The sequence below is a fragment of the Halobacillus sp. ABR2_026 genome, from assembly GCF_056158545.1.
The window spans coordinates 1,446,839-1,469,740 of record NZ_JBSWTM010000001.1 but is presented as its reverse complement, the minus strand read 5'-3'; the positions used below and the strand labels follow the sequence as shown (position 1 = coordinate 1,469,740).

The window sequence follows — 22,902 nt, the reverse complement described above, 5'->3', positions numbered from 1 at the left end:
TATTCCCTTTATTATAGCATGATTTCTGAAGTGGTATTGCATGGAAGAAAAAGTAAGACCAGGTCACCCAAAATTTAGGTGACCTGGTCCTACACATTATCCCATCATCAAAATGACCAACCTTCCATTCGGGATGGTAGATAGCCATTTTCTACTCACTAACTTTTACACGCTGAGAAGATTGCGTTTTGCCCCTGAATTTTAACGCAACTAAAGATAAATTGAATACCATCACAATACCAGAGCACAACACGCTGACTCCCTGCAGCTGAGCAAAAGAAGGATTGTAATATTCTGCTCCTATATGATGCCTAAAGATGGCCATATTGGCGATGAAAATCGCGGAGAATATGAACCCTAACAGGAGATTACCCTTTCTTTCGTTAAACACCACGGAGGCGATCAGGATCAAAACAGTGGATAAGGCGAAGATCACATGGGTGGTCAAAGCTTCTGCAGCAGTAAATGACACAGGAATATCTGAAGTGATCAACCATTGATATAAGATAGCGACTGCTGCGACAAAGAAACATAAGACTAATAAAACACTCGTAAACATACTTCGTATCATAAATAAAAGCCTACCTCTCATCCAAAAATCATGACCAATTATATCAAAAGATGTGAACCATCGGCACTTCATTTCCAATAAAAGTAAGACCTGGTCACCCAATTCTTGGGTGACCAGGTCTTACAAATTGTACCATATACCAATTTACTTCTTACGAATGCCGATCGTACGGCCGACTTGCTTGGGTGGTTCTTGACCAGATGTCTTATTGTGCTCTGCTAACACTATCCCAGCTACTTTATCAGGAAATGGTGCAGGACGTCCTTCGTTCTGGTCCATGCCCATCAGCATCTCTTCAAGGGTTGCGACGACTTCCCCATCGACATTGTGCATTTCCAAAAACAAATGAATGCGCTTCGCGTCATAATCCAGTATGCGGGCAGTCACATCCAAGGAGTCACCTGCATGCATCTCTTTCAAGTAACACGTATGCGTCTCCAATGTAAAAATTGTGTACTGAAACTGCTCACGGCCTTTTTCATCCAGCCCGATATGGTCGATGAACGCATCTGTCGCCAGGCTGAACGCCCGGTTGTATTCAGCATCGTTCATGTGCCCGTTGTAATCGACCCATTCACTCTGAACAGTTTGCTTATAGGAAAAGGACATTCCTTAGACCCTCCTTACACGGATTGTTTTTCCGTCTCCTGCGGCCAGTACTCCTGGACGAGATCAAACAGACGGATCAAAAATTCGTTACGATTCTGATCAAGTTCTGACATACTCATTCCATTGGACTGCGCTTCACATCCGGATACGACCTTGTCATACAGTTCATCCGTCAGTTCCGGAGCTTCAAGTTTCGTCCATGGTTTCTTCAATGCCGGGCCGAATTGTTTAAGCATATGGCGCATACCGCCTTCTCCCCCGGCCAGATGGAACGTCAGAAACGGGCCATATTGTGCATACCGGAGACCTGCACCGTGAGTGAACGCTTTGTCCACTTCCTCGGTTGTAGCTATGCCTTCATTTACGATATGAAGAGATTCTCTCCAAATGGCTTCAATCAGGCGATCAGCAATATGACCTTCGATTTCATGACGCACAAGCAGAACACTCATATTCAAGTTTTCATAAAAACCTTTCGCCTTTTCAATGTTCTCCATGGTTGTCTGTATTCCTGCCACCACTTCTACTAGTGGGAGAATATACACCGGGTGGAACGGGTGAGCAACGACGAAGCGTTCGGGGTTCTTAAGATCCGCCTGCAGCTCTGAAGGCATGATGCCGGATGTGCTGGAGCCGATTAATGCGTCCGGTTTAGCATGTTGGTCAATGTTCTTTAAAACAGACTGCTTCAACTCTTCTATTTCCGGTACATTTTCCTGAATGAAATCCGCATCTCTTACAGCATCAGCCAGTTCAGTTTCAAACGTCAGACGTTCTTTAGAAGCCCCTTCCGCAAGCCCAAGAGCTTCGACATACGGCCATGCTTGATCGACCGCCCGGCGCATACGCTCCTCTGCCCCTTCTGCTGGATCTGTCGCGACTACATCGTAGCCCCGGGCCAACATACGGATGATCCAGCCATTTCCAATGACTCCTGTGCCGACAACGGCTGCTTTTTGTATATTCATGATGATTTCCCTCCGTACGGATTTCTAAGATTGAAGTATTCACGCGCTTCCTGCGGAGTCATAGGTTCCAAATCCAACCCTTTCAGCATACCAACGGCTTTATCGACAAGCTGCTCATTTTTCGCCATAACGCCTTTAGATAAATAAATATTATCTTCCAGACCGACGCGGACGTTTCCACCGAGCATCGCGGTCTGGGACGCCATCGGCATTTGCATACGGCCGATTCCGAAAGCCGACCAGTGTGCCTGTTCGGGGATGCGATTTTTCATATAAAGCATCGTCTCCGCATCAGCAGCTGCGCCCCATGGAATACCGAGACAGAACTGATACATAGGATCGCCGTCAATCAATCCTTCCTTCACCAATTGATTGGCAAAACGGATGTGACCCGTGTCAAAGCATTCCAGCTCAGGCTTCACACCACTTTCCTGAATCAATTTTGCCTGATCACGGAGCCAGTCCGTCGGGCTCATGTAAATCATGTTGCCGAAGTTTGTGCTTCCACAATCAAGTGTACACATTTCAGGAAGCAATTCTCCTACCGGCTCATGACGCTCCGCCGGCGTTTGGATATCTGTTCCGTCCCCTCCAGCAGCAGGCGTATTCAGACTAGGGATGAAATCTCCGCCTCCTCCTGAGGTTATGTTGATAATCACATCGGTTTCAGATTCACGGATGCGATCGACGATTTCCCGATAATGCTCCACATCATGACTGATTCCGCCTGTTTTAGGATCACGGGCGTGGACGTGAGCGACAGTCGCTCCCGCTTTTGCCGATTCGATGGCAGAATCCGCAATCTCTTTAGGTGTCACAGGTACATGAGGATTTTTCTTAATGGTATCTCCCGCTCCTGTCACGGCAGATGTCAGCAATACTTTATTTTTCATTCCAAAGGTCCTCCTTTGAATTTGTTTGTTTGATCAACCAGCTAAAACTATACCATCCAGACTGTTTAGTTTCAAATGTATTTTTTAACTTTTTTATGGGACAGCTACTCGCTCCCCTTATATAAAGGCCTTTTGGTGCTTTGAAAAAAATAATAAGCAACCTTCCTCCTCCTTGCATACACAGTTATGCATAATTGGTCACATTTAAGAAAAAAACCCTCTACTGCTCCAATAATCCTCGATATGCTTCCATTTGCTCCCTTGTCTGTTCTTTGAAACAAAACCGTCCAGATTGTACAGTTTAAAACGTCAAAAACGAACAACGCATTTTAATAAAGGAGGAATACCCATGCAGAAACATCTCATGGATTGGAAAACGTTCGGAGGCGCCTTGGCTTTATTGCTTTTTGTATCCTTGCCTCTGCTCATTTTCCCTGAACAAGGAAAAGAAGTTGTATTGGCGGCAAACGAAGTCGTCACTCAACGGTTAGGATTTCTATTTTTATCCGTCGGACTCATCATGCTCCTTTTTCTTCTATTTGTCGGGGTAAGCCGGTATGGAGATATCAAGCTTGGAGACGCGGACACGAAAGCGGAGTTCAAAACGAGTTCCTGGGCTGCCATGCTTTTTACAAGCGGAATCGGTACAGGAATCCTCTATTGGGGCGTCATTGAATGGGCGTACTATTATGAAGGACCTCCGTTCGGTGTAGAACCAGGGTCGAGTGAAGCGATTCAGTGGGCCTCTACCTATGGATTCTTCCACTGGGGTCCGATCGCATGGGCAATGTTCGCCATCCCTGCTCTTCCGATCGGCTATATGTTTTTTGTCAAAAAGACAGACGTTTTCAAAATTAGTGAAGCCTGCCGGCCCGTTCTTGGAAAGTATACAGACGGATGGATCGGACGTTTAATCGACATCCTGTTCATGTTCGGCCTATTAGGCGGTGGTGGGACAGGACTCGCGCTTTCAGCTCCCATCATCTCTGCTGGTCTGAATAACCTTGTCGGCCTGCCGGATACGATGACGACAAAATCGATCATCTTGCTCTTCTGCACCCTTATTTTCGGCCTCAGTGCTTATTCCGGGCTGCAGAAAGGAATCCGTGTGTTAAGTGACATTAATTTGTGGCTCGCTTTCATCCTGCTGATTTTCATCTTTACGGTCGGTCCAACGACTTTCATTACAGAGTCAACAACTTCAGCCCTGGGGCGGATGATGGATAACTTTTTCCTAATGAGTCTCTGGTCCGAGCCTTTCAACGACCTGGCCACCTTCACACGGACCGGTTTTCCTGAAGGCTGGACCGTCTTTTACTGGGCATGGTGGATTGTCTATGCTCCATTCGTCGGTTTATTCATCGCACGGATTTCCAAAGGACGGACGATACGTCAAGTCGTTTTCGGTACGGTTCTTTTCGGAAGTCTCGGCACCATCCTTTTCTTCGGGATTTTAGGCAACTACTCCATGTACTTGGAGTTGAGCGGCCAGTATCCGGTCATTGAAACATTGAACCAGCAAGGAGCGCCGGCTGCCATTATCGGAACATTGACGGAACTTCCGCTCGCAACCCTGGCTATCATCGTATTCATCCTGCTTGCGACGATCTTCCTATCGACCACCTATGATTCTGGTTCGTATGTCATCGCATCAGTTGTACAAAAACACGTGGAAGGAGAGCCCCTGAAATGGAACCGCCTATTCTGGGCTCTGGCTCTATCCATTCTGCCTATGATTTTCATGAACATGGGTGGACTGACGACCCTTCAAACGATCAGCATCGTAGGGGGCTTTCCACTGCTCATCATCCTTCCAATTCTAGGTTGGTCGTTCATTCGGATGGTCAATGAAGACAAGAAGGAAGAGGAACAAGAAGACCGAAAAGCATCGTAAGAAAGGAGACTCATCATGAGTACACGCTATGAAAAAGGACTGGAGATTCTTCGCTCCTATACAAACGAAGAAAAAGGAACCAATCATTTTGAACTGATGAAAGCACTGGAAGATATTGCACCGGATCTTGGAACATACATCATCGAATTCGCTTATGGCGATATCTACAATCGCGATCATCTGGATAAATCATCCCGGGCACTGACCGTCCTTTCCTGCTTAATTACGCAGGGGGCCGGCAGCCTGCCTCAGCTTGAACTGCATATTAATACCGCGCTGAATGCCGGACTTTCAGAAAAAGAGATCATCGAAGCGATGATGCAGCTCATTCCGTATGTCGGATTTCCATCCGTCATCAACGCGCTCACACAAGCACGCAAGGTGTTTCAGGAACGAACGGAACATGCGTATGCCTAATCCTTTCAAGTAAAAGAAGAGGAACTTCACCTGTTTGGAAGTTCCTCTTCTTTATTTTGGACTCAAAAAACACACCATCCCGAAATCCATTAAAAAAACCAGCTCTCATGAGCTGGTTTTTCACTTTGATTTATACGTGAGTTCATTCAGTCGCTCCAACACCTGTTTCCTAAGCGTTGGGGGAAGGGTTCCCAGACCGAAAATTTCTGACAACCATAACCCGTCGATCGCGAGACGCGTAATCGTTGCATCGACCGGATCGAGACCATCATGTTCTATATGATTCTGCCAGTCAGCATATGTATTCTGAAGCGGCTTCATCAATGCCGGGTTGATTCCCTGTGCGGCCAGCATCCCCGAACTGAGCGAACGGTTTTCCGTACTTTTGTCATGCATGACGTTGATGAATGATCGGGCCCATTTGCCGGTTTCTACTTCATCATTCTCGACCAGTTCTTCCACATTCTCACGGTAGACATCATTCATATGTTGTACGAGACCTTCAACGAGCGCTTCTTTCGTTGAGAAATGATACAACAATCCACCTTTGCTCACTTCCGCCCGTTTCGCTACAGCGTCAAGCGTCAGGGCATCGCTTCCCCGCTCCTGGACGATGAGTGCGGCGGCTTCTAAAATCTTTTGCCGTTTGGATACTCTTGGCATGTACTTCCCTCATTTACGTTCATTTGCTTTCATAATATCAGTATTCTAAAGGGTTTTCAATTTGTCGGCAGCCTCCCGCTCCCGGAATCTACCCTTCTATCACAGGCATTATTAACGTTTGCTGGTGAACTTTCCAGAAAAGGACTTAACAGCGAGATTTGCATGCATATAGGTTGTATAGGAGGAGATTGCTTTCCATGGGCAAGCCGGTAAGACCCGCAGCGTTAAGGGAGTCATTGCCCGAAGCCCCTCCGTTTCACAAACTTCTCCATTGTATCCGTCAATCATCACATGCCCTGACAAAAGAATCCGTACCCAGGTAATATTGATCAACAAAAAAAGGCAGACACAATGGCCCACCCTCTCCCAGATTGATTCACGCGTGACTTTTCACATTTTCCAAAGCCATGAAATAATTGAGCACAAACTGACGGACTTCCCATTCCGGAACCTCCTGCACACCATCGGAAAACGTTTGTTGATGATAGGAATAATTGCCGAAACTACGGCGTTTACCTGTAGCCAGATCAGCCATTACCTGATTCGTCTTTTCCATGTAATGCATGCTCATCACCCTTTCTATGATCAGCATAGCCAGAATCTTAGATTCTTATACTAAGAGGAAAAAACCTGAAGAATCGCCGTTGTTACCTCATCCACTTCCTTTTCTCCTTCCACTTTGAACAAATGATCCGCTTCCTTTCCAAAAGGAGATTGATCATGAATATCCTTTTCCATCTGGCGCTTCAGCACTTCTTCAAAAGAAGAGGCGGACCTTAAGACCGACGGATCCTTCACTCTTCTCGCTACTCCTGATAGCGATAAGGCTTTTGGAAGGTCAAAGCTTACAAGAATCGTAGAAAAGCCGCTCTTTTTGAATAGGCTCTGTTAAAGTTCAATGTTGATATTTGCATCAACGGATGGTAGTGACCATAAATGATAGGATGGTAAAAGAGAATTCATTCCAAGTATCGAAACCTTTAGATGATCTCCTTTCACGATGTAACCATTGAGTCTTGTTGATTATGATTTCGGAACGGAGTTTTTAGCTAAATGGCAGGATTGTTGAAGACTTGATTTCGAGACTTCTGTGTTGTGGATAGGGCTGCGGGGAATGACTCGCTTTCCGCGGGAGCGCGATGAGCCTCCTCGGACTACGTCCTGCGGGGTCTCACCAAGCACTTTTTTCCTCGTAGATATCCGGTTTCTGCGCCTAGCGGCTAGTGAGACTTCCCTCGCTTCTGTACGATAAGTCAACATCGAATCTCTTCGTTCTTCGTGTTTCCTTTATCTCCTCCAGCTCAGTCCAGTCCATACGCCGCTGAACGAGGCGCCTCCACACTTAAGATAGGAGTCTCGCCATTCCCCTCCGCCCCTTTGCCATATAAGTGTCTCGAAACCACTACTTAACAAATCAGCTTGTATGAGTAAGAGAAGGGAATGATATCATCTCTACCCCATGAACGTTTAGCATACGCAAATACTTGATACTACGCACGATGTGCCCGCCTGGGGGAGAAGAATGGGAAACTTACGAATCCATAAAGATGTTCGAACCTCAACCATTCAAGCTCACCCTTTTTAAAGTGGCTTCGAGACACTTATAAGGGAAAGGGGCGGAGGGAAACGGTGAGACTCCTATGGGACGTGTGGGACAGGTGAGACCCCGGAAGGCGTAGCCTGAGGAGGCTCACCGCCCGCCCCATGGAAAGCGAACCTTTTCCCGGAGCCCCTAGAATCACACAAACATCTCGAAACTGAGTCTTCCACAAACGGGAGCTTTCGTTGAATAAGCCAAATACAAAAAAGGAATTTCCATAAAATTGGAATTTCCTTTTTATGCAGTAATAGCAACTTTTACAAAGCCTTTAAAAAAAGCGAGGAGTGCCGTGCAAATGTGGACTTCCCACTATGAGTCATGCCTTCAGTCATCACTACGAATCTAGTCATCCCCTCCCTCCAGACGTCTTCTGATCACCTGTGTCTTCCAGACCAAGAACCCTAGCCAGGCACCCATAACATTCAAGATGAAATCATCAATATCGAAACTTCCTCTTTTCGTTAACAGCTGAGCTGCTTCTGCTGTCATAATGATAAGAATGAACACGAGCAGAAACCTACGGAGCCGGGTGAGCTTGTGAAATAATGAAGGTAGGAAAATACCCATTGGCATAAAGACGAGTATATTTCCGAGCAGATTTTTCACCGCCGGCCAGCGCCCCATCGATCCGTTTTCCACTCCTGAAATGAAATCAGAGATCGTCTTGAACGGAATGAGATTCGTATGACTTTTCATATATTCCTGCCAAGGGAGATCCATCGATTCCCCACCGCGAAGTCGAAAAAACATGAAAATGATGAGAAAAATAACATAACTGATAAAACCGATCCACAGCAAGCTTTTCATAGTCTTTGACATAAGAACCTCCAACCTTCTCTTTCATCCTCTTATCCCCTCTCTATTGGAGGACGAAACCCACCGGAAAAATCATCCGGCCTTCTGCTCGGGGCTTTCGTTCCCTCCCTGTGCACGGTACAGAAACCGAGGACCAAGGTGATCACCAGCATCAGCATCGCTCCACCTAGGACGGCCGTCCTGATGGTTATCCACTCAGCCACAGCTGCGATCCCTGTCGTGGCAAGGATGATGAGCAGACTTTCCAACAAACCAAAAACACTCATGACGCGCCCCATAACTTTTACAGGAATGTGCTCTTGATAAAAGGTGTGAAACCCAGTGTTAGCAAAAGCGAGCGCGAACGACAACAGAAGAAAGCCGGACGCCGCACCCGTGAAACTGTCCGCTATGGCATAAATCAAATAACCCAAGGCTACAAAGCAGGAGCCTCCGGAAAGAAGAGCCGTCACCGTTATATGACGGCCAATCCATGCGAGAACAACAGCCCCAAGAGCGATCCCAGCCCCTGCGATACTGACGAGAAAACCATAGGACGTATCCGACATCCCGAGCACTTCTTTTGAAAAAGCGGCTTCCAAAGAATCCAAAGCAGCAGCCATGACCATCATCGTCCCGAACAAGAAATAGATCATCATCACCCGCGCATGGTCCTTTGTAAACCGGTGGACGATCGACCAGTCTTTTTTCAAAACAGCAAACGTCCACTCTTCATGCTCTTCCACCACTTCCCCCTTTATACTCGGCAGTCCTGCCGTCATCCATCCGGAAATCAAAAACGTAGCGGCATTAAAGTAAATCGCCCATTCCGGAGCCCCGACTATAAACAGGAGGCCAGCGATCGCGGGCCCGATAAGAAATCCGCCGGAGTCCACCAGACTTCTCCAAGCATTGAACTGTTTCCGATCTTCGCTTGGAATCAGTTTCGTCATGTACGTCATCGACGCCGGTTCAAAAACAGCTCCAGCCATGTTAATAAACAGTACAAGACCATACATAATCGTGAGCGATGGAACAAAAGGAAGGGCAAAGAGCAGAAAAGCCCTTGCCGTATCAAGACCGATCATTACATTCCGCTGGTTCAGACGATCGACAAAAGACCCCGCCCATCCATTCGTCACGATAGCGGCCGCCGGTTTCAATAAATAGAGAATAGCGACCGCAAACGGAGATCCTGTATCATCAAGTACGATTAAATTCAGGGCAATCAAATAAATCCAGTCCCCGATGTTCGATAACCCGATCGCCGACAGCAGAAGAACCGGGACTGTCCCTGATTGACACTTGTTATTCATTTTCATAAGCACCCTCCCCCGAGACCTTTTTCAAAAATAAAAAAACCCCACCCCCAAGAATTCATCTTGGGGGCGAGGATCGGTTTTCAGTCGCGGTGCCACCCCAGTTTTCCCGAGTGCGTCACCACCCTCAGGCTCATCAGGTACAACATATACCCTGTCTCTATAACGGGAGATCCCGTCTCATGATCGCACGTAAAGGTCCCATGAGAAGCTCAGAGGCTTGCTTGGATAAGGGAAGACTCACTCCTTTTCAGCTGACGGAGCTCTCTGTTCAGCCTTCTGCTTATCTACTCTTCTCTTCATCGCCGGTTCTTCATTTCACTATACTATGCAATAGCTGATCCCATTTGTAAAGAGGGAATGGAATTTTTTCTCAAGGAACAATTCTAGCCTTCTCTTTTCGCCCTTCCGATCTTGACTCACTCTTTGCTGATCATTCTTCACTGTTGCCTGCCAGTCCCTGCGCAGCATCTCTTGGAGCTGACCTGCTGAAGCATATATTCCAGCAGGAACAGGTAATCCTTCTGATGACCGGTTTGCTTCGCAAGCACAGAAAGTTGTTCCAGGATATACAGGCAGTCATTTTCATAAAGACTGTTATGATCAAAACCTAAGATCGTCTGGCGAGCGAATTCCCACAGATCCTCATGAAACTTCTCCTCGAGCGTCTTACTGAGCAGGGCGACCATGGTGATCAACTCTGACATGACGCTCGAATTCTGATCTGCATATTCCCGGATGGATGCAAACCCCTGGTGCAGGTAATAACGGAAATCCTTCCGGTTCAAAATGATACGCAGCTGCTGATTTTCATCGAAAAGGTAAGGGGAAAAATTCGTAGTCGCTCCAATCCGTTTCAGCAAATCGGCAATCTGATGCAGCGTATTTCTGACCGTTAAAGGATCATTATGCCCGAGTGCCTTGATCGCCACTTCAGCCAGCTTGATGAGGCCGTATTCCAAGTCCTGAATTTCGGTTTGTTTGACTCCGATTTCCAACGATTTGTAATAACGACCCGGATCAACGGGGTGTGCTTTTTCCCAATAGGTGAGGAGCGGCGTCCCTTCAATCACGAATTCACCGATCCTGACGTCAAACCTCAGGAGAACATCATCCTTACACGCTTGTTTAACCAACCGCGAAAAATCAGCAACCTGTAAATAGCCGGACTGACGAGCGGTCATGACTTTTCCTTCTGCTTCACCGGGGAGTTCATCTTGCGTTACTTCTTTATCCAGATGAAAAGGGCCGAGTTCTTTTTCAAGAGAAGCATGGACGGACTTGGATTTGGCGTTCATATTGAAACTAATATTATGAACCTGCATCCAAGTGGTCGTATGATTAATGAAATAAATGAACGTTACCGCTGCTGTGATCGCTGTAAGGATCGATAATACCGGAGTCGCAGCGATATATTCCTCTTCTTCATGGGTTACATACAAGAAGTTCAAAAGAACATAAATAAAACTTCCGTTGAAAATCCCAAGCACATGCTGAGTCGCTCTGTCGCTGACGAAATTCACGAGCATTTTCGACGAGAACTGACCGCTGAACGTCGTCAGGGCGACGAGGAGGGAGTTAATCGTGAAAGCGCTCAATGTCAGCACCCCTCCGACAAGCGCACTCAGCAACACTTGCAGCGTCTGACCGCTGAATCCGATGGCCGCCGGCAGATACAAGCTGATATCCACGACATAGTCCAAATAAAAAGTGAAAGCAGATAGACCAACCGCGCCCAGAATATACCAGAACGGCATGAACCATAACGTTGATTTCAGCTCACTTTTTCGCTGACGACGAGACATTTTAAAATATTTCCGTATGTAATAGAAGAATCCCATATGATCACCATTCTCTTCATAGTATAAGGTACCCTAATGTCTACCCTGAATTAGACCGGGTAAATCTAAGTAAATACAACCCTCTGAAAAAATTACCTTTGATGAGATATTATTTTAATATATAAATAATAACCCAAACAGACGTTTGACTGCATGTGTGACGGGAAGGCATAACGTGAGGGGGAATGTTAAATGGAACTGCTTCAATTCCTGATGGAGGAAAGGTATACAAGGATAAGTTTCAGCAATGAACATAACCAGTACACGTTTGGTGAGCTGGCCGATTTCACTTCCAATGACGAGCTTTTGCTTTTTATGAAGATGCAGCCGACAGGAATCAAGTATTTCCCTATGGACATAAGGCCACACCTCATCTGTTATGATGCAGGGCAAACGAATACTTATTTCCTTTTGACTTGAACCTATGTCCCATACCCACTAGGAGGATTCATGCCTACTGATTCTTCCTAGCCTCCCCCTCTATAAAACAATAGATGCAAATCACCCCCATAAGACTGCCCCTTTTCATGTACACCCGTTCTTTTGGAAGCGAATCATTACCTCTAGCCTTTAAGTACACACCTACATCTCAATTCATGATCTCCCCAAACGGTAGCAACCAAGAATAACTCAGCAAAAGAAGAGGAACGTCCAAAAATACATGGACGTTCCTCTTCTTTTGCTGAGTTTACGAATTCCGAAATTGATAAGAGCCTTATTATTCAATGGTCTTCAATTCAATAACCCTCCAAAAATGACAGGGACGAAAAAGTAGACGATCAGAACAGAAAACACGATGCTGCATAAGTTCAGCCAAACACCTGTCGATGCCATGCGGCTCATTTTAATATAACCCGTAGCAAAAACGATCGCATTCGGCGGGGCTGCCACAGGAAACATGAAGGCGAACGTTGCGCCCATACAAGCGGCTACCATCAAAATAATCGGATCCGTACCTAATGCTGCCGCACCTGCCGCAACGATTGGATAAACCATCGTGGATGTCGCCGTATTAGATGTGAATTCTGTAAGCATTGTAATGACAGCAATGATCAGTCCAACCATAATAAAGAATGGAATATCACTGAAATTGACAAGCTGATTTCCGATCCACGTATCCAGACCTGAACTGACGATCCCGGCAGCTAGCGCAAGACCGCCACCAAACAGCCACAAGATTCCCCACGGCAGCTTGAGGACAGTATCCCAGTCCAGGATGCTGCCACTTTTATTTTTTGAAGGAATCAAAAACAGGACGAACGCCCCGAATAAGGCGATCAATGTATCATCAATGCCAGGGATGAAGGTTTCAAGAATCAAACTTCTTGTAATCCATGCAAGCGCTGTCAATGAAAACACCGTTAAGACGACTTTTTCTTCATAACTCATCTTCCCTAGTTCCTTCAATTCCGCTTTAATAATCTTCCTTCCACCTGGAATATGCTTGATATCCATTGGATAAGCGATCTTCACTAAGTAAAACCAGACTAGAGGAATAATTAGAACGACCATCGGAACACCGAATAACATCCACCGTGCAAAGGAAATGTCGATTCCGTACAAATTGTTCACCGTAGCTGCCAAAATCGTATTCGCAGGAGCTCCAATCAACGTCCCGAATCCCCCGACAGTAGCGGCATATGCTGTCCCTAACATGATCGCCGTCCCAAATGGGAAGTTACCTGGCGTAACGTCTGCCCCACTATTTTTCAATGAATCTGCGACATGCTTCGTAACTGCCAGACTGATAGGGACCATCATCATCGTACTCGCTGTATTTGATATCCACATGGACAAAAATCCGGTCGCCACCATAAAACCCAAAATGATCATATTCGGACTGCTGCCAATGAAAGCAATAATCGCAAGAGCGATCCGTCTGTGCAAGTTCCATTTTTCCATCGTCAGCGCAATCATGAAGCTTCCTGCGAATAGAAAGATTAGAGGATCGCCGTAGGAAGAAGACACTTCTCCGGTTTCCATCACGCCCGTAATCGGAAACAACAGGAGCGGAAGTAATGAAGTGATTGGAATCGGGAGGGCTTCCGTTACCCACCACGTAGCGATCCAGCTGATCAGTCCAAGCATTTGCACCGCTTCCGGACTCATCCCTTCCGGTTGTACAAGGAAAGTGATCAATGCATACAGTAACGGACCCAGGAACAATCCGATTTTTTGAGCCGTCGTATAGTTCCCTGGCTTTGGAGGCTTTTCTTCACTCTCCTGCGCCGAAGGGTCAACCTCCTCCCTTACAGCAGCATTAGCTGAAGATTTTGCGAATAAAAAATTACCCGCATCCTTAATGTCTTTCCTGAGTTTATGGTCCCACCGCCATAATTGCTCCCATACAGAATGAAAATACATTCGAATATCCCTTCCTTTCAACGATATTTGTTAACGCTTTCATACACGAATCATACGTTACGTATACATTAAAGTCAATATAATCTTCAGAATAATTTAAAAATAGTATTTTTCTAACTAAACTTGACATTTACGTATACATTATTTAATATTTGAAATAGTCAAACATATTCAATTTCTTAGGAGGAATCTTACATGCAAAATAAAAAGCATTTTCGTCTGGCGGTCATTCCTGGAGACGGGATCGGTGAAGAAGTCATCAGTGAAGGACTACGCGTAATAGAGCATCTTTCAAAAACTTCCAATAAGTTTACTTTTGAAAGCGATTTCTTCCCGTGGGGATGCGAGTATTACCTGGAACATGGGAAAATGATGGATGAAGACGGATTAGAGCGGATCAAAGACCATGATGCGATTTATTTTGGAGCGGTCGGATACCCGACAGTGCCCGATCACATCAGCCTTTGGGGACTGCGACTAGCCATCTGTCAAGGCTTCGATCAGTGGGCGAACATCCGCCCCGTCGAATTTCTACCAGGAGTTGAAGGGAAGTTGAACCACCCGAACAAAGAAGAATTGAACTGGGTACTCGTCCGGGAAAATACAGAAGGCGAATATTCCGGAGTCGGTGGACGCAATTTCACAGGCCGGGGCCCTGGAAAAGAAGTCGCGGTCCAATCTTCTGTCTTTACTGAGGAAGGATGTGAGCGAGTCATCCGCCACGCTTTCAACCTTGCCCTTACTCGTAAAAGGAAAAAAGTGACGAGCGTAACGAAAAGTAATGCCCAGCAGTATGGAATGGTATTATGGGATGAAGTATTCGAAAGAGTGAGCAAGGAATACCCGGAAGTTGAAACCGACCAATGGCTTGTCGATGCGATGGCGGCACGGTTCGTCCTGCATCCGGAAGAATTGGAAGTCGTCGTTGCCAGTAACCTGCATGCGGATATCCTCTCCGACCTCGGCAGTGCGATGGCCGGAAGTCTTGGTATTGCCCCAAGTGCGAACCTTCACCTCGACGGCCGTTTCCCAAGCATGTTCGAATCTGTTCATGGTTCCGCACCAGATATCGCTGGCCAAGGAATTGCCAACCCAATCGGAACCATCGGAAGCGCAGCTCTGATGTTAGAGCATTTAGGTTTGCAGGAAGAAGCGCAATTGATCAACGAAGCCATCCGGGCCACAACTAAAGATGGCGTCATGACGGCTGACATCGGAGGGAACAGCTCGACAAAAGAAGTGACCGATCAAATCCTCTCCCACATATCAAAAATGTATACGAACGTGTAACGATTTAAAAAAGAGGGCCTCCCCTCTTTTTTATTTTGGCTTCTTGTTATAATAGAAACAAAGACAAAAGGTGAAGTGGTGAACTATGAAAGATCAACAGACAAAAGGATCATCCATTGATATTCAGCATGTCCAGCAGGAACTCGAACCGATCGTCATAAGCGTAACGGAAAGAAAGCTGCCTCAACGGGCCTATCAAATCCTAAGGCTCGCCATCAGGAATCTGAAACTTCTTCCTGGAAAGACGATTCTCGAGCGGGAAATTGCAGAAGTGCTCGGCATGAGCCGGACGCCTGTCCGCGAAGCGCTCATCCGCCTTGAGACAGAGGGCGTTGTGAACCTCATCCCGAGGAAAGGATTTGAAGTCGAACCGATCGAGGCCAAAGACTTACAGGAGATCTATGAAGTTATTGAAACCCTCGAAGGACTCGCTTCAAAGCTTTGTACGTATACAATCAGCGATGAAGAACTGACAGGACTTGAGGGTCTCATTGAACAGCAGGAGAAAGCCATTCATGAACAGGATTTGGAGGAATGGGCGAAACTCGACAACCTTTTTCACTTCAAAATCATTGCTCTATCTGAAAATGAAAGACTCTCGAACATTATCGAAGTTTATGCGGATCAACTATATCGGGCCCGCCTGATTACAATCAACAAACGGCCCCTTCCGTACCAATCCATCATCGAACACCGTGCCATCCTTGCCTGCATGCGGGCAAAAGATGGACTTGCCGCAGAACTTTCCATGCAATCCCATCGAAAAAGAGCGAAGAATGAAATCCTTCATGCTATATAATGATTGTGCATGAAAGCGCCAGGACCCTCCCCTGATGGGACGTGATTCTGGCGCTTTTTTGATCGGAAACGTGCATCTTAATCGAAAAAATTCATATGAGGTTTTGTTTCTTTGTAATAGTCGATCCTGTCCTGCAGAGTCCCAGTGTGCAGCTCAAACTTATGTCCGTCGGGATCCGTAAAATAAACCGAACGCTTATCTCGGCTGTCCCGCTCCCGTCCGGACAGAATGTTCACACCGAGATCCTCCAGTCTTTGACAAGCTTTTTCAAAATCCTTTTCCTCTATAAAAAAAGCGATATGCGTATACGACCGGTGAATGTCGTTACGCGGGATATTCTTTTCTTCATTCAAGGCAATCCAAAGACCGTTCAGATCGAAATAAGCCGTGGTCTTTCCTTTCACAAGAAGTTTCGCTTCTAGTACCCGGTGATAAAATTCAATGGCTCTTTCCAAATCAGATACGGAAAAAAGGAAATGGCTTACGCCTTTAATGTTCATAAAATCACCTCTATCAACGGGGGATATATATAATACGGACTGCAAAATCCTTAAAAAAGCCCCACCCTACTGCCCTCACTTCCCACCAAGCCCCTCCTCATAAATCTCAGGTTTAAGCAAAAGAAAACAAAGGGAAATGATTACAATGCTTTGAACAATACCTTTGTATTCGATTTTTCAATACCAGGATCAATAGTTTCGAGAAGGAGGTACAACATGAGATATGCAAGTGTAGGGCTCGTCATGCTCGCCGCTATTTGCTGGGGCCTGAGCGGAGGGATTGCGGACATATTGATGGATAAAGGATGGGACCCGATCGTCATCTCCTTCTACCGCGGTGCGGTAGGTTTGGTCTGCTTTGCCCTTTGGTTTCTTCTCCGATTTAAACAGAGCTACAGCTATTCGTCTCGCGTTTATTTGTGGGCAGCGTTAGCAGGGATCGGTGTTGCGGGGAACTTCACCTTTTATTTCCTCGGAATCGAGGCTTCCAGTGTGGCCGTTGCTGCCACGTTGATGTACACCGCACCGATTTTCGTCCTGCTCTTTTCGTTCCTTTTTGGAATGGAGCGTTCGTCCTGGTTGAAATGGAGCTGCATTGCCGGGGTGCTCCTTGGCATCGTCCTGCTTACGGGAGCCTATAATCCTGCATCAGTTTCTGTCAGTTTCCTTGGCGCCGCAGCGGGGCTCGGCGCAGGAATATCCTATGCCCTGTTCATTTTTGGTTTTAAAAATGCCGCCTCGTATGGAACGCCGCAAACGACATTGACGATCGCCTTTCTCGCTTTCTGCGCGATCCTATTCTTTGTCACGGACAAATCAGAAGCCATCCGCGTGCTGACTTCCAGTGACCTCGGCTGGTTCATACTTCTCGGACTGATCGGCGCGGGGGTTTCCTTCATCATTTATGTAATCGGAATACGTCATACAAAACCCTCCACCGCTTCCATGGTCGCCATGATCGAACCAGTGACAGCCTCCCTGTTCGGGCTGCTCGTGCTCGGAGATACGTTGTCGTTCATTCAGGTCCTTGGAATGGTCCTGATTTTGTTCACGATCACCTTCCTGAGTGTTAAACAAGCAGACTGAAACTCAACCAGCTCCGGGGAAGTCATGATTCTGACTTCTTTTGGAGCTGATTGCTTTTCTTAGCGTACACAGAAACGGCCCATAGGCTGGCCGTCCCTGCAAAAAAGACGCCCATCCCCGCAAAAAAGATACCGATATACACCAAACCCATTTTTCCAACCTCCCTACTCTTCAATTGCCACACGGCGCATCACGTTTGCTTCTCTTTTAACAGCGGCCAGTCCTCCATCGTTTTCTCCATCAACCGGACCAAATCTCTTCGCCTCGTTTCTCCACATTCTTTTCGATTCAGCAAATCACACAAAGCGATCAAATCAATCAGTTTGGCTTTTTCGAGCCATTGATCTGGCAAATGGCCGCCATGTTTCCTGTAGCTATATATGAAAGGACCAAGAATCTGCGGATTCCTTACATCTTCATACCTGAGCAGATTACCAATATCCATCAAGCCTGAACCACTGAGGGAATACCCCCAATCTATGATTCCAACAACTGAACTCCCTTTCACCAGGATATTCAACGGGTTGAAATCTCCGTGAACCAATGACGTCTGTTTACTGAGATCGTCCATTAGATGCGCATGGGTCCTGGCAAACATCAAAACCCTCGCACAGAGTTCTTCTTTTATGTGAAGGTGCCCGAATCCATCACTCAGACTTTCTTCTATAAAACTAAGAAACCGTTCCCCGTTCAATACCACCCTTTCTTTAATATGTAGAGATTCATTTAAAAGTCCTGAACCGGGAAATTCAATCCGGTGGATATGGGCCAGGATCTTCCCAACCTCACGGATGATGTCAAGGATCTCTCCGTCATGTTTACCGACCATTCCTTCCGATAACTGCCCGCCGTCAATCATACTTAAGAGGATATAAGGATGACCGAGCACACAATCACTGGATCCATAATCATAAACGTCCGGCACGGGGACTGAGCCTTTCAGAAGTTGAAGGAGCTGTTTTTCCTTTTCCATCGTCTCATGATCCGACTGGTAGATGCGGAGCACAAAAACTTCCCTTGAAGATGTTGTCATTTTGAAATGTGAATGATTCAATCCTCCGCTCATCCACTCATAACTTGTTACGATATCTCCATCCAAAAACGTTCCTAGTAGGCGTTGTATGGTACTTAACTCAGGACGCAACTCTCCATTGGATCGTTCCCAGCCTGTTTTCATCGTCCCTCTCCTTTCAGATTTCATGTGCCCTAGCTATGCCGTTACTTTCCGATCATTCATGACATAAAAAACACAATAACTGATCAACAGGATGACTAAGTAAAACAGCTCTGGATATTGTAACCTAATCCCGTCCAGCCGGGGATCACCCACGTGGAACACATCAAAAAGAAGATTGGTCAGCATAAATAGAATCAGAGTCGACCAGCTCTGAATGACCGCTTTCTGTTTAATCCATTCTTTTCGTTCATCCTCTTTCGGTTTGAAGATCAGACCATGTCCTCCGGATAACCACCCGACCACAAGCAGCCAAATGATCGGCACGATTATATTTGTTAAAAATACACTCATTTTTTTACTCCTTCATCTTTAAGGTTTAAACACGTCATCCACCGTTGTTCCCAAATGCTTCGCAATGTCAAAAGCCAACTGAAGGCTGGGGTCATACTTATTGTTCTCAATGGCATTGATCGTCTGCCGGCTCACATCACAACGGCCGGCCAGCTTCCCTTGGGAGACCCCGATTTCTTCCCTTAACCTTTTTATTTTATTCCTCAATATACCCCCGCCCTTTGCCCTTCATGATTGTCAAAAGTATTTTACACCTTTATAGTAATCATAAAAAAACAGGGTGTCAAATACTTTTGACACCCTGAACTATATTTCCATCTTTGTGGGCGTTCCTTGATGGAACGTCATCTGCCACTTCCCATCATTCAATTTCCACACCGAACTCCGCAACGAATAGGTTCCACGCTTCTTCACGTGAATGTGGAAGGTCGTTAAAACAGAGGTCCTTGATAAGGATCGGCATTGGAAGTTTTTCATCACGATTTGCGGATCCTCTTCCTGAGGCAGACGGTTCAACACATGGTCTTTATCATAAATTTCCCCTGTACTCGCATATTCTAGAAAATCATCGGACAGCAACTCCTTAAGCTTTTCCGGTGATTTTCTGACGTCTGCTTGAAGCAGTGTCTGTTCTAAATGCTGGATCTGATCTCCTAAAGCAACCAATGCATCACTCCTCTCAATGGTTCAGTTATTCATCCGGTAATAAAATCGTTCGCTGCATCGGAACACGTGCTTGGGTGACGATTCGCGGATGAAGGGTGTAGGGTTTTTCATCAATTATGAACTTAAACCCTCCGTGATGTTGAGCGTCTCTCCCCTGCTGGTGCAGCTCAGCTTCAATCGCTTTTACATATTTGGAATGATCTTTATACCATTCATCCAGATGCAGGACGATACTTCCCTTTTGATAACCTGAAGATTTATAAGCCCCGTATCCAGTAACAGCCATCGGAACGATAATCATCGCGAGAAAGATCAAGAGCCACATCGATTATCCCCCCTTTTCCTCCCATACGATTTTCAGGAGCTGATGGTTTCATAAAAAGGAGAATCATAGACGAGAAACCTTTTTGAAAAAACCCTTCAAAAATCGCCTTCCGTTCTGAAGTTTTCTTCCTTCATCCCACCTCCAGGTTAGCTTTTATGTCCTCAATCTCTGAACGAATCCCTTCATTCTCATCACGGCTCAACGTAACAAGCAGATCCTTCAATCCTTCCTCTACAGCGGGATGTATCCTTTCGTCCATCTCCATCAACCAGTACCGGGCATGATCATGTAAGATATTCACAACCGCTTCTCTGATGAAGAGGGTACGATGGTCAGAAAAACGGTGCAGCTGCTGAACATACCAGCCGACATCATTCGTATACGCCATACTGAGTAAAGCTTCTTCAATCTGCACATCGTTCCCACCAGAAAAAATGGCTTCCGCTTCTTCCTGCGTCCAGTCGTCACGTTCCGCTTCAAGGGAGACTTCCTTATCCGTCAAGCTGTTCAGAAATTCGCCGAAGCTTGATGCTATTTTCGTCACTTTCCCTGCGTCAGTTTCGATATGAATAACAGAGGGCGTGGGAGTGGAATAATCCAGGGCGAACCATACATTCCCATCGCCACTGAAAATCAAAAGATGCGCAGGGAGATCCCACTCCTTGATGAAATAAGAGCTGTCTAGTATCCCGGGGCTGCCGATACCATAGATATGATCGATCCCTAAGACATCCTCTTTCCCTGACTCTTCGGTATAAACCGAGTGATAGTTGATGAGACCACCGTTCTGTTCCAGGATCAAATCTTTATACGCCTGAGGCAGCTTCCATTTAAGCTTGTTTTCAACATCATTGATCGTATCCATATCTAGCTGATTTAACTGATATGGATCTTCTCCTGTGTGTTTCAACCAGACACCATACATACAAATGCCCCCTTCCGGATCACAACTCTTTATAAAGGATGATATGAGGACCGATCGGCGGGTAATCAAAGATTTCCCCGAACGTTTCGAACCCCAGCTTTTCATAATAACGCAGGACAGTTGTTCTCCCTTTACACCAGAGAAGGTCTCCACTCTCTGACTTTATCACCTGCTCCCCTTCAGCTACTATTCTTCTTCCTGCTCCTCGATACCTGTAGGTCTCAACCGTCGCCATCGCTCGTAAACGGTAGGGTTTACGGGAGGAAAGCCCGGAGAATGACTCCTGATAAAAGGAAGCGACACTGACGATTTCACCCTTTTCCACCACTCCCAAATGAAAGCTCGTACGATTGTGGTCGGTCTCATATTGACAGGCTTCATAAGGTTGGTGCGGTCTTAAGATTTTGTGACGGAGCGAGTAGGTCTGTTCCGGTGTAATCCTTTGCACATCCATCTGACTCCTCCTAAAAAATTTTTCACCATCAGGTTTCTTTCTCGTGTACCTGAACGTAAACCGATCCATGCAGACGATCATCAATGAAAGCATCCAGCTTCCACATTCCACTTTCAGGAAGAGACATTTGCGAAGGAGTCGAAGCATCCGCCCCGTTATGTTTGCCAACCACCACATCAACATCATCAAGGACAGTAACAACTTCATTCGCTTTCTCATGGGTAGCGACTACCTTTAATTCGCCTGCTAGTTCTTCTTCCTCCCCCCAGAAATGCCACATATATTTCTGGGTTTGACCAGGGTGAAACTTGACGACATCGCTCCCATCATAGATAAATCCTAATTGATCGACCTCTCCAATCATCGTATAAGCGCCCGATTCGAACCGTTCACTTTCCTCCCAGGTATTCTCTGCACACCCTGCCGCAAGCAAACATAAGAACAACCCGATTCCAGGCACCCATTTGGGGCGGTTCATCCATGAATCTCTCCCTTCAATTTCAGAAAATGACACGCTAAACACCCATAATCAGAGCCAATGACCCGGTAAATAAAAACCAGCCTAAAGAGGCGAGCCCCAACGAAAGAAGGGTCACGGAAAGATATGGGTGGTACCCAGAACTTTTGAATGACCGTCTCAAAAAAATGACCGCCATCATCATACTCCCTAAGAAGACGGCTCCCAACCCTGCCTGAACATATAAAGGCAGCCTGAGGTTGAACCCGATCAGCACATCCATCCAATAAAATGCATGGACAAATAGAGCGGACATCAGCAGGATTTTTTTCATGATAGCTCCCCCTTAAAACATTCATAGTATTCCAATTATTTCAAACATCCTCCCAGAACTCAATTCCTGGCAGTATAAGAAAACCCAGACAACAATATTTTCCCGAAGGTACAATCCAGGATGCTCAACGATACACGAATGCCCGTACGGAATGGTTTACGTACGGGCATTTCTATCATAACTTCGTCACAAAGGTGCAACAAATTCCACCTTCATCCTCTCAGGACCCTCAAAATACACAGCATAATAATCTTCCCCGCCAGCGAAAGGATGGAGTTCTTCATATAAAATAGGAACGCCTCGATCCTTGAGCATAGTTGTCATTTCATCCACACGCTCGCGGGATGCCGCATGAAAGGCGAGATGGTTCAAGCCAGGACGGCACCTGTGATAAGGGACATCCAGAAAACGACCTTCCGCCTGGACAAAAACCAAGTAGGTCTCTCCTTTTTTGAAACTTTGTCCGCCCTCCCACTTTTGATAGGAGCTATACCCCAGTTCTTCCAAAAACCAGTCCCAAAAAGACAGGCTCTTCTTTAGATCAGCTGTGTACAGTTCAACATGATGCAGTAGACCTTCACTCATGACCCTTCCTCCTTCACCT

At 46.2% G+C, this 22,902-nt stretch carries 29 protein-coding genes; 6 read left to right on the top strand and 23 right to left on the bottom strand.

The window, feature by feature from the left end:
* Nucleotides 1-151 precede the first annotated feature (151 nt).
* From ACXADE_RS07630 to ACXADE_RS07615, 4 genes are all read right to left on the bottom strand, one after another.
* Nucleotides 152-571 (bottom strand): hypothetical protein, encoded by a 420-nt coding sequence (locus ACXADE_RS07630; protein ID WP_474979881.1) that lies wholly within the window; start codon nucleotides 569-571, stop codon nucleotides 152-154.
* 144 nt (nucleotides 572-715) lie between these two features.
* The gene (locus ACXADE_RS07625; RefSeq protein WP_474979880.1) at nucleotides 716-1,180 is read right to left on the bottom strand and encodes a thioesterase family protein; all 465 of its coding nucleotides are present in this window, start codon (nucleotides 1,178-1,180) and stop codon (nucleotides 716-718) included.
* Nucleotides 1,181-1,194: 14 nt separating this feature from the next.
* Complete coding sequence (locus ACXADE_RS07620; protein ID WP_474979879.1) at nucleotides 1,195-2,148, bottom strand: 3-hydroxyacyl-CoA dehydrogenase NAD-binding domain-containing protein; 954 nt, start codon at nucleotides 2,146-2,148, stop codon at nucleotides 1,195-1,197.
* The gene (locus ACXADE_RS07615; protein ID WP_474979878.1) at nucleotides 2,145-3,041 is read right to left on the bottom strand and encodes a beta-keto acid cleavage family enzyme; all 897 of its coding nucleotides are present in this window, start codon (nucleotides 3,039-3,041) and stop codon (nucleotides 2,145-2,147) included. The genes ACXADE_RS07620 and ACXADE_RS07615 overlap by 4 nt, the downstream gene beginning before the upstream one ends.
* A 349-nt stretch (nucleotides 3,042-3,390) precedes the next feature.
* On the opposite strand from ACXADE_RS07615, the gene ACXADE_RS07610 reads away from it, so the two are divergent.
* A complete protein-coding gene (locus ACXADE_RS07610) occupies nucleotides 3,391-4,935 on the top strand; it encodes a BCCT family transporter (protein WP_474979877.1) in 1,545 nt (514 codons plus the stop codon).
* Nucleotides 4,936-4,947: 12 nt separating this feature from the next.
* Nucleotides 4,948-5,352, top strand: coding sequence for a carboxymuconolactone decarboxylase family protein (locus ACXADE_RS07605; RefSeq protein WP_474982212.1), 405 nt, complete (start codon nucleotides 4,948-4,950; stop codon nucleotides 5,350-5,352).
* 120 nt (nucleotides 5,353-5,472) lie between these two features.
* Here the strand turns inward: ACXADE_RS07605 and ACXADE_RS07600 are convergent, their stop codons facing one another.
* The 6 genes from ACXADE_RS07600 to ACXADE_RS07575 all read right to left on the bottom strand — a co-directional run bounded on the left by ACXADE_RS07600 (nucleotide 5,473) and on the right by ACXADE_RS07575 (nucleotide 11,534).
* Nucleotides 5,473-6,015 (bottom strand): TetR/AcrR family transcriptional regulator, encoded by a 543-nt coding sequence (locus ACXADE_RS07600; protein WP_474979876.1) that lies wholly within the window; start codon nucleotides 6,013-6,015, stop codon nucleotides 5,473-5,475.
* Nucleotides 6,016-6,391: 376 nt separating this feature from the next.
* A complete protein-coding gene (locus ACXADE_RS07595) occupies nucleotides 6,392-6,580 on the bottom strand; it encodes a hypothetical protein (RefSeq protein ID WP_474979875.1) in 189 nt (62 codons plus the stop codon).
* A 50-nt stretch (nucleotides 6,581-6,630) separates the two neighbouring features.
* On the bottom strand, nucleotides 6,631-6,813 hold the full coding sequence (locus ACXADE_RS07590; RefSeq protein WP_474979874.1) for a hypothetical protein: 183 nt from the start codon (nucleotides 6,811-6,813) through the stop codon (nucleotides 6,631-6,633).
* A gap of 1,144 nt (nucleotides 6,814-7,957) precedes the next feature.
* Nucleotides 7,958-8,434 (bottom strand): VanZ family protein, encoded by a 477-nt coding sequence (locus tag ACXADE_RS07585; RefSeq protein WP_474979873.1) that lies wholly within the window; start codon nucleotides 8,432-8,434, stop codon nucleotides 7,958-7,960.
* Between the two features lie 29 nt (nucleotides 8,435-8,463).
* Complete coding sequence (locus ACXADE_RS07580; RefSeq protein WP_474979872.1) at nucleotides 8,464-9,732, bottom strand: MFS transporter; 1,269 nt, start codon at nucleotides 9,730-9,732, stop codon at nucleotides 8,464-8,466.
* Nucleotides 9,733-10,169: 437 nt separating this feature from the next.
* The gene (locus ACXADE_RS07575) at nucleotides 10,170-11,534 is read right to left on the bottom strand and encodes a DUF2254 domain-containing protein (protein ID WP_474979871.1); all 1,365 of its coding nucleotides are present in this window, start codon (nucleotides 11,532-11,534) and stop codon (nucleotides 10,170-10,172) included.
* Nucleotides 11,535-11,762: 228 nt separating this feature from the next.
* Between ACXADE_RS07575 and ACXADE_RS07570 the strand changes: the two genes are divergently transcribed.
* Nucleotides 11,763-11,990 carry a hypothetical protein gene (locus ACXADE_RS07570; protein WP_474979870.1) on the top strand — a complete coding sequence of 76 codons (228 nt, stop codon included), beginning with the start codon at nucleotides 11,763-11,765 and terminating at the stop codon, nucleotides 11,988-11,990.
* Between the two features lie 312 nt (nucleotides 11,991-12,302).
* Here ACXADE_RS07570 and ACXADE_RS07565 read toward each other — a convergent pair whose 3' ends face one another.
* Nucleotides 12,303-13,934 carry an SLC13 family permease gene (locus tag ACXADE_RS07565; protein WP_474979869.1) on the bottom strand — a complete coding sequence of 544 codons (1,632 nt, stop codon included), beginning with the start codon at nucleotides 13,932-13,934 and terminating at the stop codon, nucleotides 12,303-12,305.
* Nucleotides 13,935-14,129: 195 nt separating this feature from the next.
* Here ACXADE_RS07565 and ACXADE_RS07560 point away from each other — a divergent pair, with 195 nt between their 5' ends.
* Together ACXADE_RS07560 and ACXADE_RS07555 are read left to right on the top strand one after the other, a co-directional pair.
* Nucleotides 14,130-15,224 carry a tartrate dehydrogenase gene (locus ACXADE_RS07560; protein WP_474979868.1) on the top strand — a complete coding sequence of 365 codons (1,095 nt, stop codon included), beginning with the start codon at nucleotides 14,130-14,132 and terminating at the stop codon, nucleotides 15,222-15,224.
* Between the two features lie 85 nt (nucleotides 15,225-15,309).
* Nucleotides 15,310-16,023 (top strand): GntR family transcriptional regulator, encoded by a 714-nt coding sequence (locus ACXADE_RS07555; protein ID WP_474979867.1) that lies wholly within the window; start codon nucleotides 15,310-15,312, stop codon nucleotides 16,021-16,023.
* Between the two features lie 77 nt (nucleotides 16,024-16,100).
* Here ACXADE_RS07555 and fosB read toward each other — a convergent pair whose 3' ends face one another.
* Nucleotides 16,101-16,523: a metallothiol transferase FosB gene (gene fosB / locus ACXADE_RS07550; protein ID WP_474979866.1), complete on the bottom strand. Its 423-nt coding sequence runs from the start codon at nucleotides 16,521-16,523 to the stop codon at nucleotides 16,101-16,103.
* A gap of 216 nt (nucleotides 16,524-16,739) precedes the next feature.
* On the opposite strand from fosB, the gene ACXADE_RS07545 reads away from it, so the two are divergent.
* A complete protein-coding gene (locus ACXADE_RS07545; protein WP_474979865.1) occupies nucleotides 16,740-17,609 on the top strand; it encodes a DMT family transporter in 870 nt (289 codons plus the stop codon).
* A 22-nt stretch (nucleotides 17,610-17,631) separates the two neighbouring features.
* On the opposite strand, the gene ACXADE_RS07540 is transcribed toward ACXADE_RS07545, so the two are convergent.
* The 11 genes from ACXADE_RS07540 to ACXADE_RS07490 all read right to left on the bottom strand — a co-directional run bounded on the left by ACXADE_RS07540 (nucleotide 17,632) and on the right by ACXADE_RS07490 (nucleotide 22,883).
* Nucleotides 17,632-17,760 carry a hypothetical protein gene (locus ACXADE_RS07540; protein WP_474979864.1) on the bottom strand — a complete coding sequence of 43 codons (129 nt, stop codon included), beginning with the start codon at nucleotides 17,758-17,760 and terminating at the stop codon, nucleotides 17,632-17,634.
* Nucleotides 17,761-17,799: 39 nt separating this feature from the next.
* Nucleotides 17,800-18,786 (bottom strand): phosphotransferase family protein, encoded by a 987-nt coding sequence (locus tag ACXADE_RS07535; RefSeq protein WP_474979863.1) that lies wholly within the window; start codon nucleotides 18,784-18,786, stop codon nucleotides 17,800-17,802.
* A gap of 33 nt (nucleotides 18,787-18,819) precedes the next feature.
* Nucleotides 18,820-19,137, bottom strand: a complete 318-nt coding sequence (locus ACXADE_RS07530; RefSeq protein WP_474979862.1) for a hypothetical protein — start codon at nucleotides 19,135-19,137, stop codon at nucleotides 18,820-18,822.
* An 18-nt stretch (nucleotides 19,138-19,155) separates the two neighbouring features.
* The gene (locus tag ACXADE_RS07525) at nucleotides 19,156-19,344 is read right to left on the bottom strand and encodes a helix-turn-helix transcriptional regulator (RefSeq protein WP_474979861.1); all 189 of its coding nucleotides are present in this window, start codon (nucleotides 19,342-19,344) and stop codon (nucleotides 19,156-19,158) included.
* 99 nt (nucleotides 19,345-19,443) lie between these two features.
* Entirely contained in the window at nucleotides 19,444-19,803 is a 360-nt protein-coding gene (locus tag ACXADE_RS07520) for a nuclear transport factor 2 family protein (RefSeq protein ID WP_474979860.1), read from the bottom strand.
* Between the two features lie 25 nt (nucleotides 19,804-19,828).
* Nucleotides 19,829-20,128, bottom strand: coding sequence for a hypothetical protein (locus ACXADE_RS07515; protein ID WP_474979859.1), 300 nt, complete (start codon nucleotides 20,126-20,128; stop codon nucleotides 19,829-19,831).
* A gap of 130 nt (nucleotides 20,129-20,258) precedes the next feature.
* Nucleotides 20,259-21,053, bottom strand: a complete 795-nt coding sequence (locus ACXADE_RS07510) for an SMI1/KNR4 family protein (protein ID WP_474979858.1) — start codon at nucleotides 21,051-21,053, stop codon at nucleotides 20,259-20,261.
* Nucleotides 21,054-21,072: 19 nt separating this feature from the next.
* A complete protein-coding gene (locus tag ACXADE_RS07505) occupies nucleotides 21,073-21,507 on the bottom strand; it encodes a GNAT family N-acetyltransferase (protein ID WP_474979857.1) in 435 nt (144 codons plus the stop codon).
* Between the two features lie 28 nt (nucleotides 21,508-21,535).
* A complete protein-coding gene (locus ACXADE_RS07500) occupies nucleotides 21,536-21,985 on the bottom strand; it encodes a hypothetical protein (RefSeq protein ID WP_474979856.1) in 450 nt (149 codons plus the stop codon).
* A 37-nt stretch (nucleotides 21,986-22,022) separates the two neighbouring features.
* Nucleotides 22,023-22,298: a hypothetical protein gene (locus ACXADE_RS07495; RefSeq protein ID WP_474979855.1), complete on the bottom strand. Its 276-nt coding sequence runs from the start codon at nucleotides 22,296-22,298 to the stop codon at nucleotides 22,023-22,025.
* A gap of 186 nt (nucleotides 22,299-22,484) precedes the next feature.
* Nucleotides 22,485-22,883 carry a VOC family protein gene (locus ACXADE_RS07490; protein ID WP_474979854.1) on the bottom strand — a complete coding sequence of 133 codons (399 nt, stop codon included), beginning with the start codon at nucleotides 22,881-22,883 and terminating at the stop codon, nucleotides 22,485-22,487.
* Nucleotides 22,884-22,902 lie beyond the last annotated feature (19 nt).

Bases quoted from the DNA above. Each gene is read 5' to 3' on its own strand.
- ACXADE_RS07585 (WP_474979873.1), bottom strand. From the start codon at position 8,434: ATGTCAAAGACTATGAAAAGCTTGCTGTGGATCGGTTTTATCAGTTAT.
- ACXADE_RS07530 (WP_474979862.1), bottom strand. From the start codon at position 19,137: ATGAGTGTATTTTTAACAAATATAATCGTGCCGATCATTTGGCTGCTT.
- ACXADE_RS07615 (WP_474979878.1), bottom strand. From the start codon at position 3,041: ATGAAAAATAAAGTATTGCTGACATCTGCCGTGACAGGAGCGGGAGAT.
- ACXADE_RS07495 (WP_474979855.1), bottom strand. From the start codon at position 22,298: ATGAAAAAAATCCTGCTGATGTCCGCTCTATTTGTCCATGCATTTTAT.
- ACXADE_RS07575 (WP_474979871.1), bottom strand. From the start codon at position 11,534: ATGTCTCGTCGTCAGCGAAAAAGTGAGCTGAAATCAACGTTATGGTTC.
- ACXADE_RS07540 (WP_474979864.1), bottom strand. From the start codon at position 17,760: ATGGGTTTGGTGTATATCGGTATCTTTTTTGCGGGGATGGGCGTCTTT.
- ACXADE_RS07565 (WP_474979869.1), bottom strand. From the start codon at position 13,934: ATGTATTTTCATTCTGTATGGGAGCAATTATGGCGGTGGGACCATAAA.
- ACXADE_RS07595 (WP_474979875.1), bottom strand. From the start codon at position 6,580: ATGCATTACATGGAAAAGACGAATCAGGTAATGGCTGATCTGGCTACA.
- ACXADE_RS07580 (WP_474979872.1), bottom strand. From the start codon at position 9,732: ATGAAAATGAATAACAAGTGTCAATCAGGGACAGTCCCGGTTCTTCTG.
- ACXADE_RS07535 (WP_474979863.1), bottom strand. From the start codon at position 18,786: ATGAAAACAGGCTGGGAACGATCCAATGGAGAGTTGCGTCCTGAGTTA.
- ACXADE_RS07625 (WP_474979880.1), bottom strand. From the start codon at position 1,180: ATGTCCTTTTCCTATAAGCAAACTGTTCAGAGTGAATGGGTCGATTAC.
- ACXADE_RS07505 (WP_474979857.1), bottom strand. From the start codon at position 21,507: ATGGATGTGCAAAGGATTACACCGGAACAGACCTACTCGCTCCGTCAC.
- ACXADE_RS07515 (WP_474979859.1), bottom strand. From the start codon at position 20,128: ATGTGGCTCTTGATCTTTCTCGCGATGATTATCGTTCCGATGGCTGTT.
- ACXADE_RS07570 (WP_474979870.1), top strand. From the start codon at position 11,763: ATGGAACTGCTTCAATTCCTGATGGAGGAAAGGTATACAAGGATAAGT.
- ACXADE_RS07610 (WP_474979877.1), top strand. From the start codon at position 3,391: ATGCAGAAACATCTCATGGATTGGAAAACGTTCGGAGGCGCCTTGGCT.
- ACXADE_RS07510 (WP_474979858.1), bottom strand. From the start codon at position 21,053: ATGTATGGTGTCTGGTTGAAACACACAGGAGAAGATCCATATCAGTTA.
- ACXADE_RS07630 (WP_474979881.1), bottom strand. From the start codon at position 571: ATGATACGAAGTATGTTTACGAGTGTTTTATTAGTCTTATGTTTCTTT.
- ACXADE_RS07555 (WP_474979867.1), top strand. From the start codon at position 15,310: ATGAAAGATCAACAGACAAAAGGATCATCCATTGATATTCAGCATGTC.
- ACXADE_RS07490 (WP_474979854.1), bottom strand. From the start codon at position 22,883: ATGAGTGAAGGTCTACTGCATCATGTTGAACTGTACACAGCTGATCTA.
- ACXADE_RS07600 (WP_474979876.1), bottom strand. From the start codon at position 6,015: ATGCCAAGAGTATCCAAACGGCAAAAGATTTTAGAAGCCGCCGCACTC.
- ACXADE_RS07545 (WP_474979865.1), top strand. From the start codon at position 16,740: ATGAGATATGCAAGTGTAGGGCTCGTCATGCTCGCCGCTATTTGCTGG.
- ACXADE_RS07560 (WP_474979868.1), top strand. From the start codon at position 14,130: ATGCAAAATAAAAAGCATTTTCGTCTGGCGGTCATTCCTGGAGACGGG.
- ACXADE_RS07620 (WP_474979879.1), bottom strand. From the start codon at position 2,148: ATGAATATACAAAAAGCAGCCGTTGTCGGCACAGGAGTCATTGGAAAT.
- ACXADE_RS07500 (WP_474979856.1), bottom strand. From the start codon at position 21,985: ATGAACCGCCCCAAATGGGTGCCTGGAATCGGGTTGTTCTTATGTTTG.
- fosB (WP_474979866.1), bottom strand. From the start codon at position 16,523: ATGAACATTAAAGGCGTAAGCCATTTCCTTTTTTCCGTATCTGATTTG.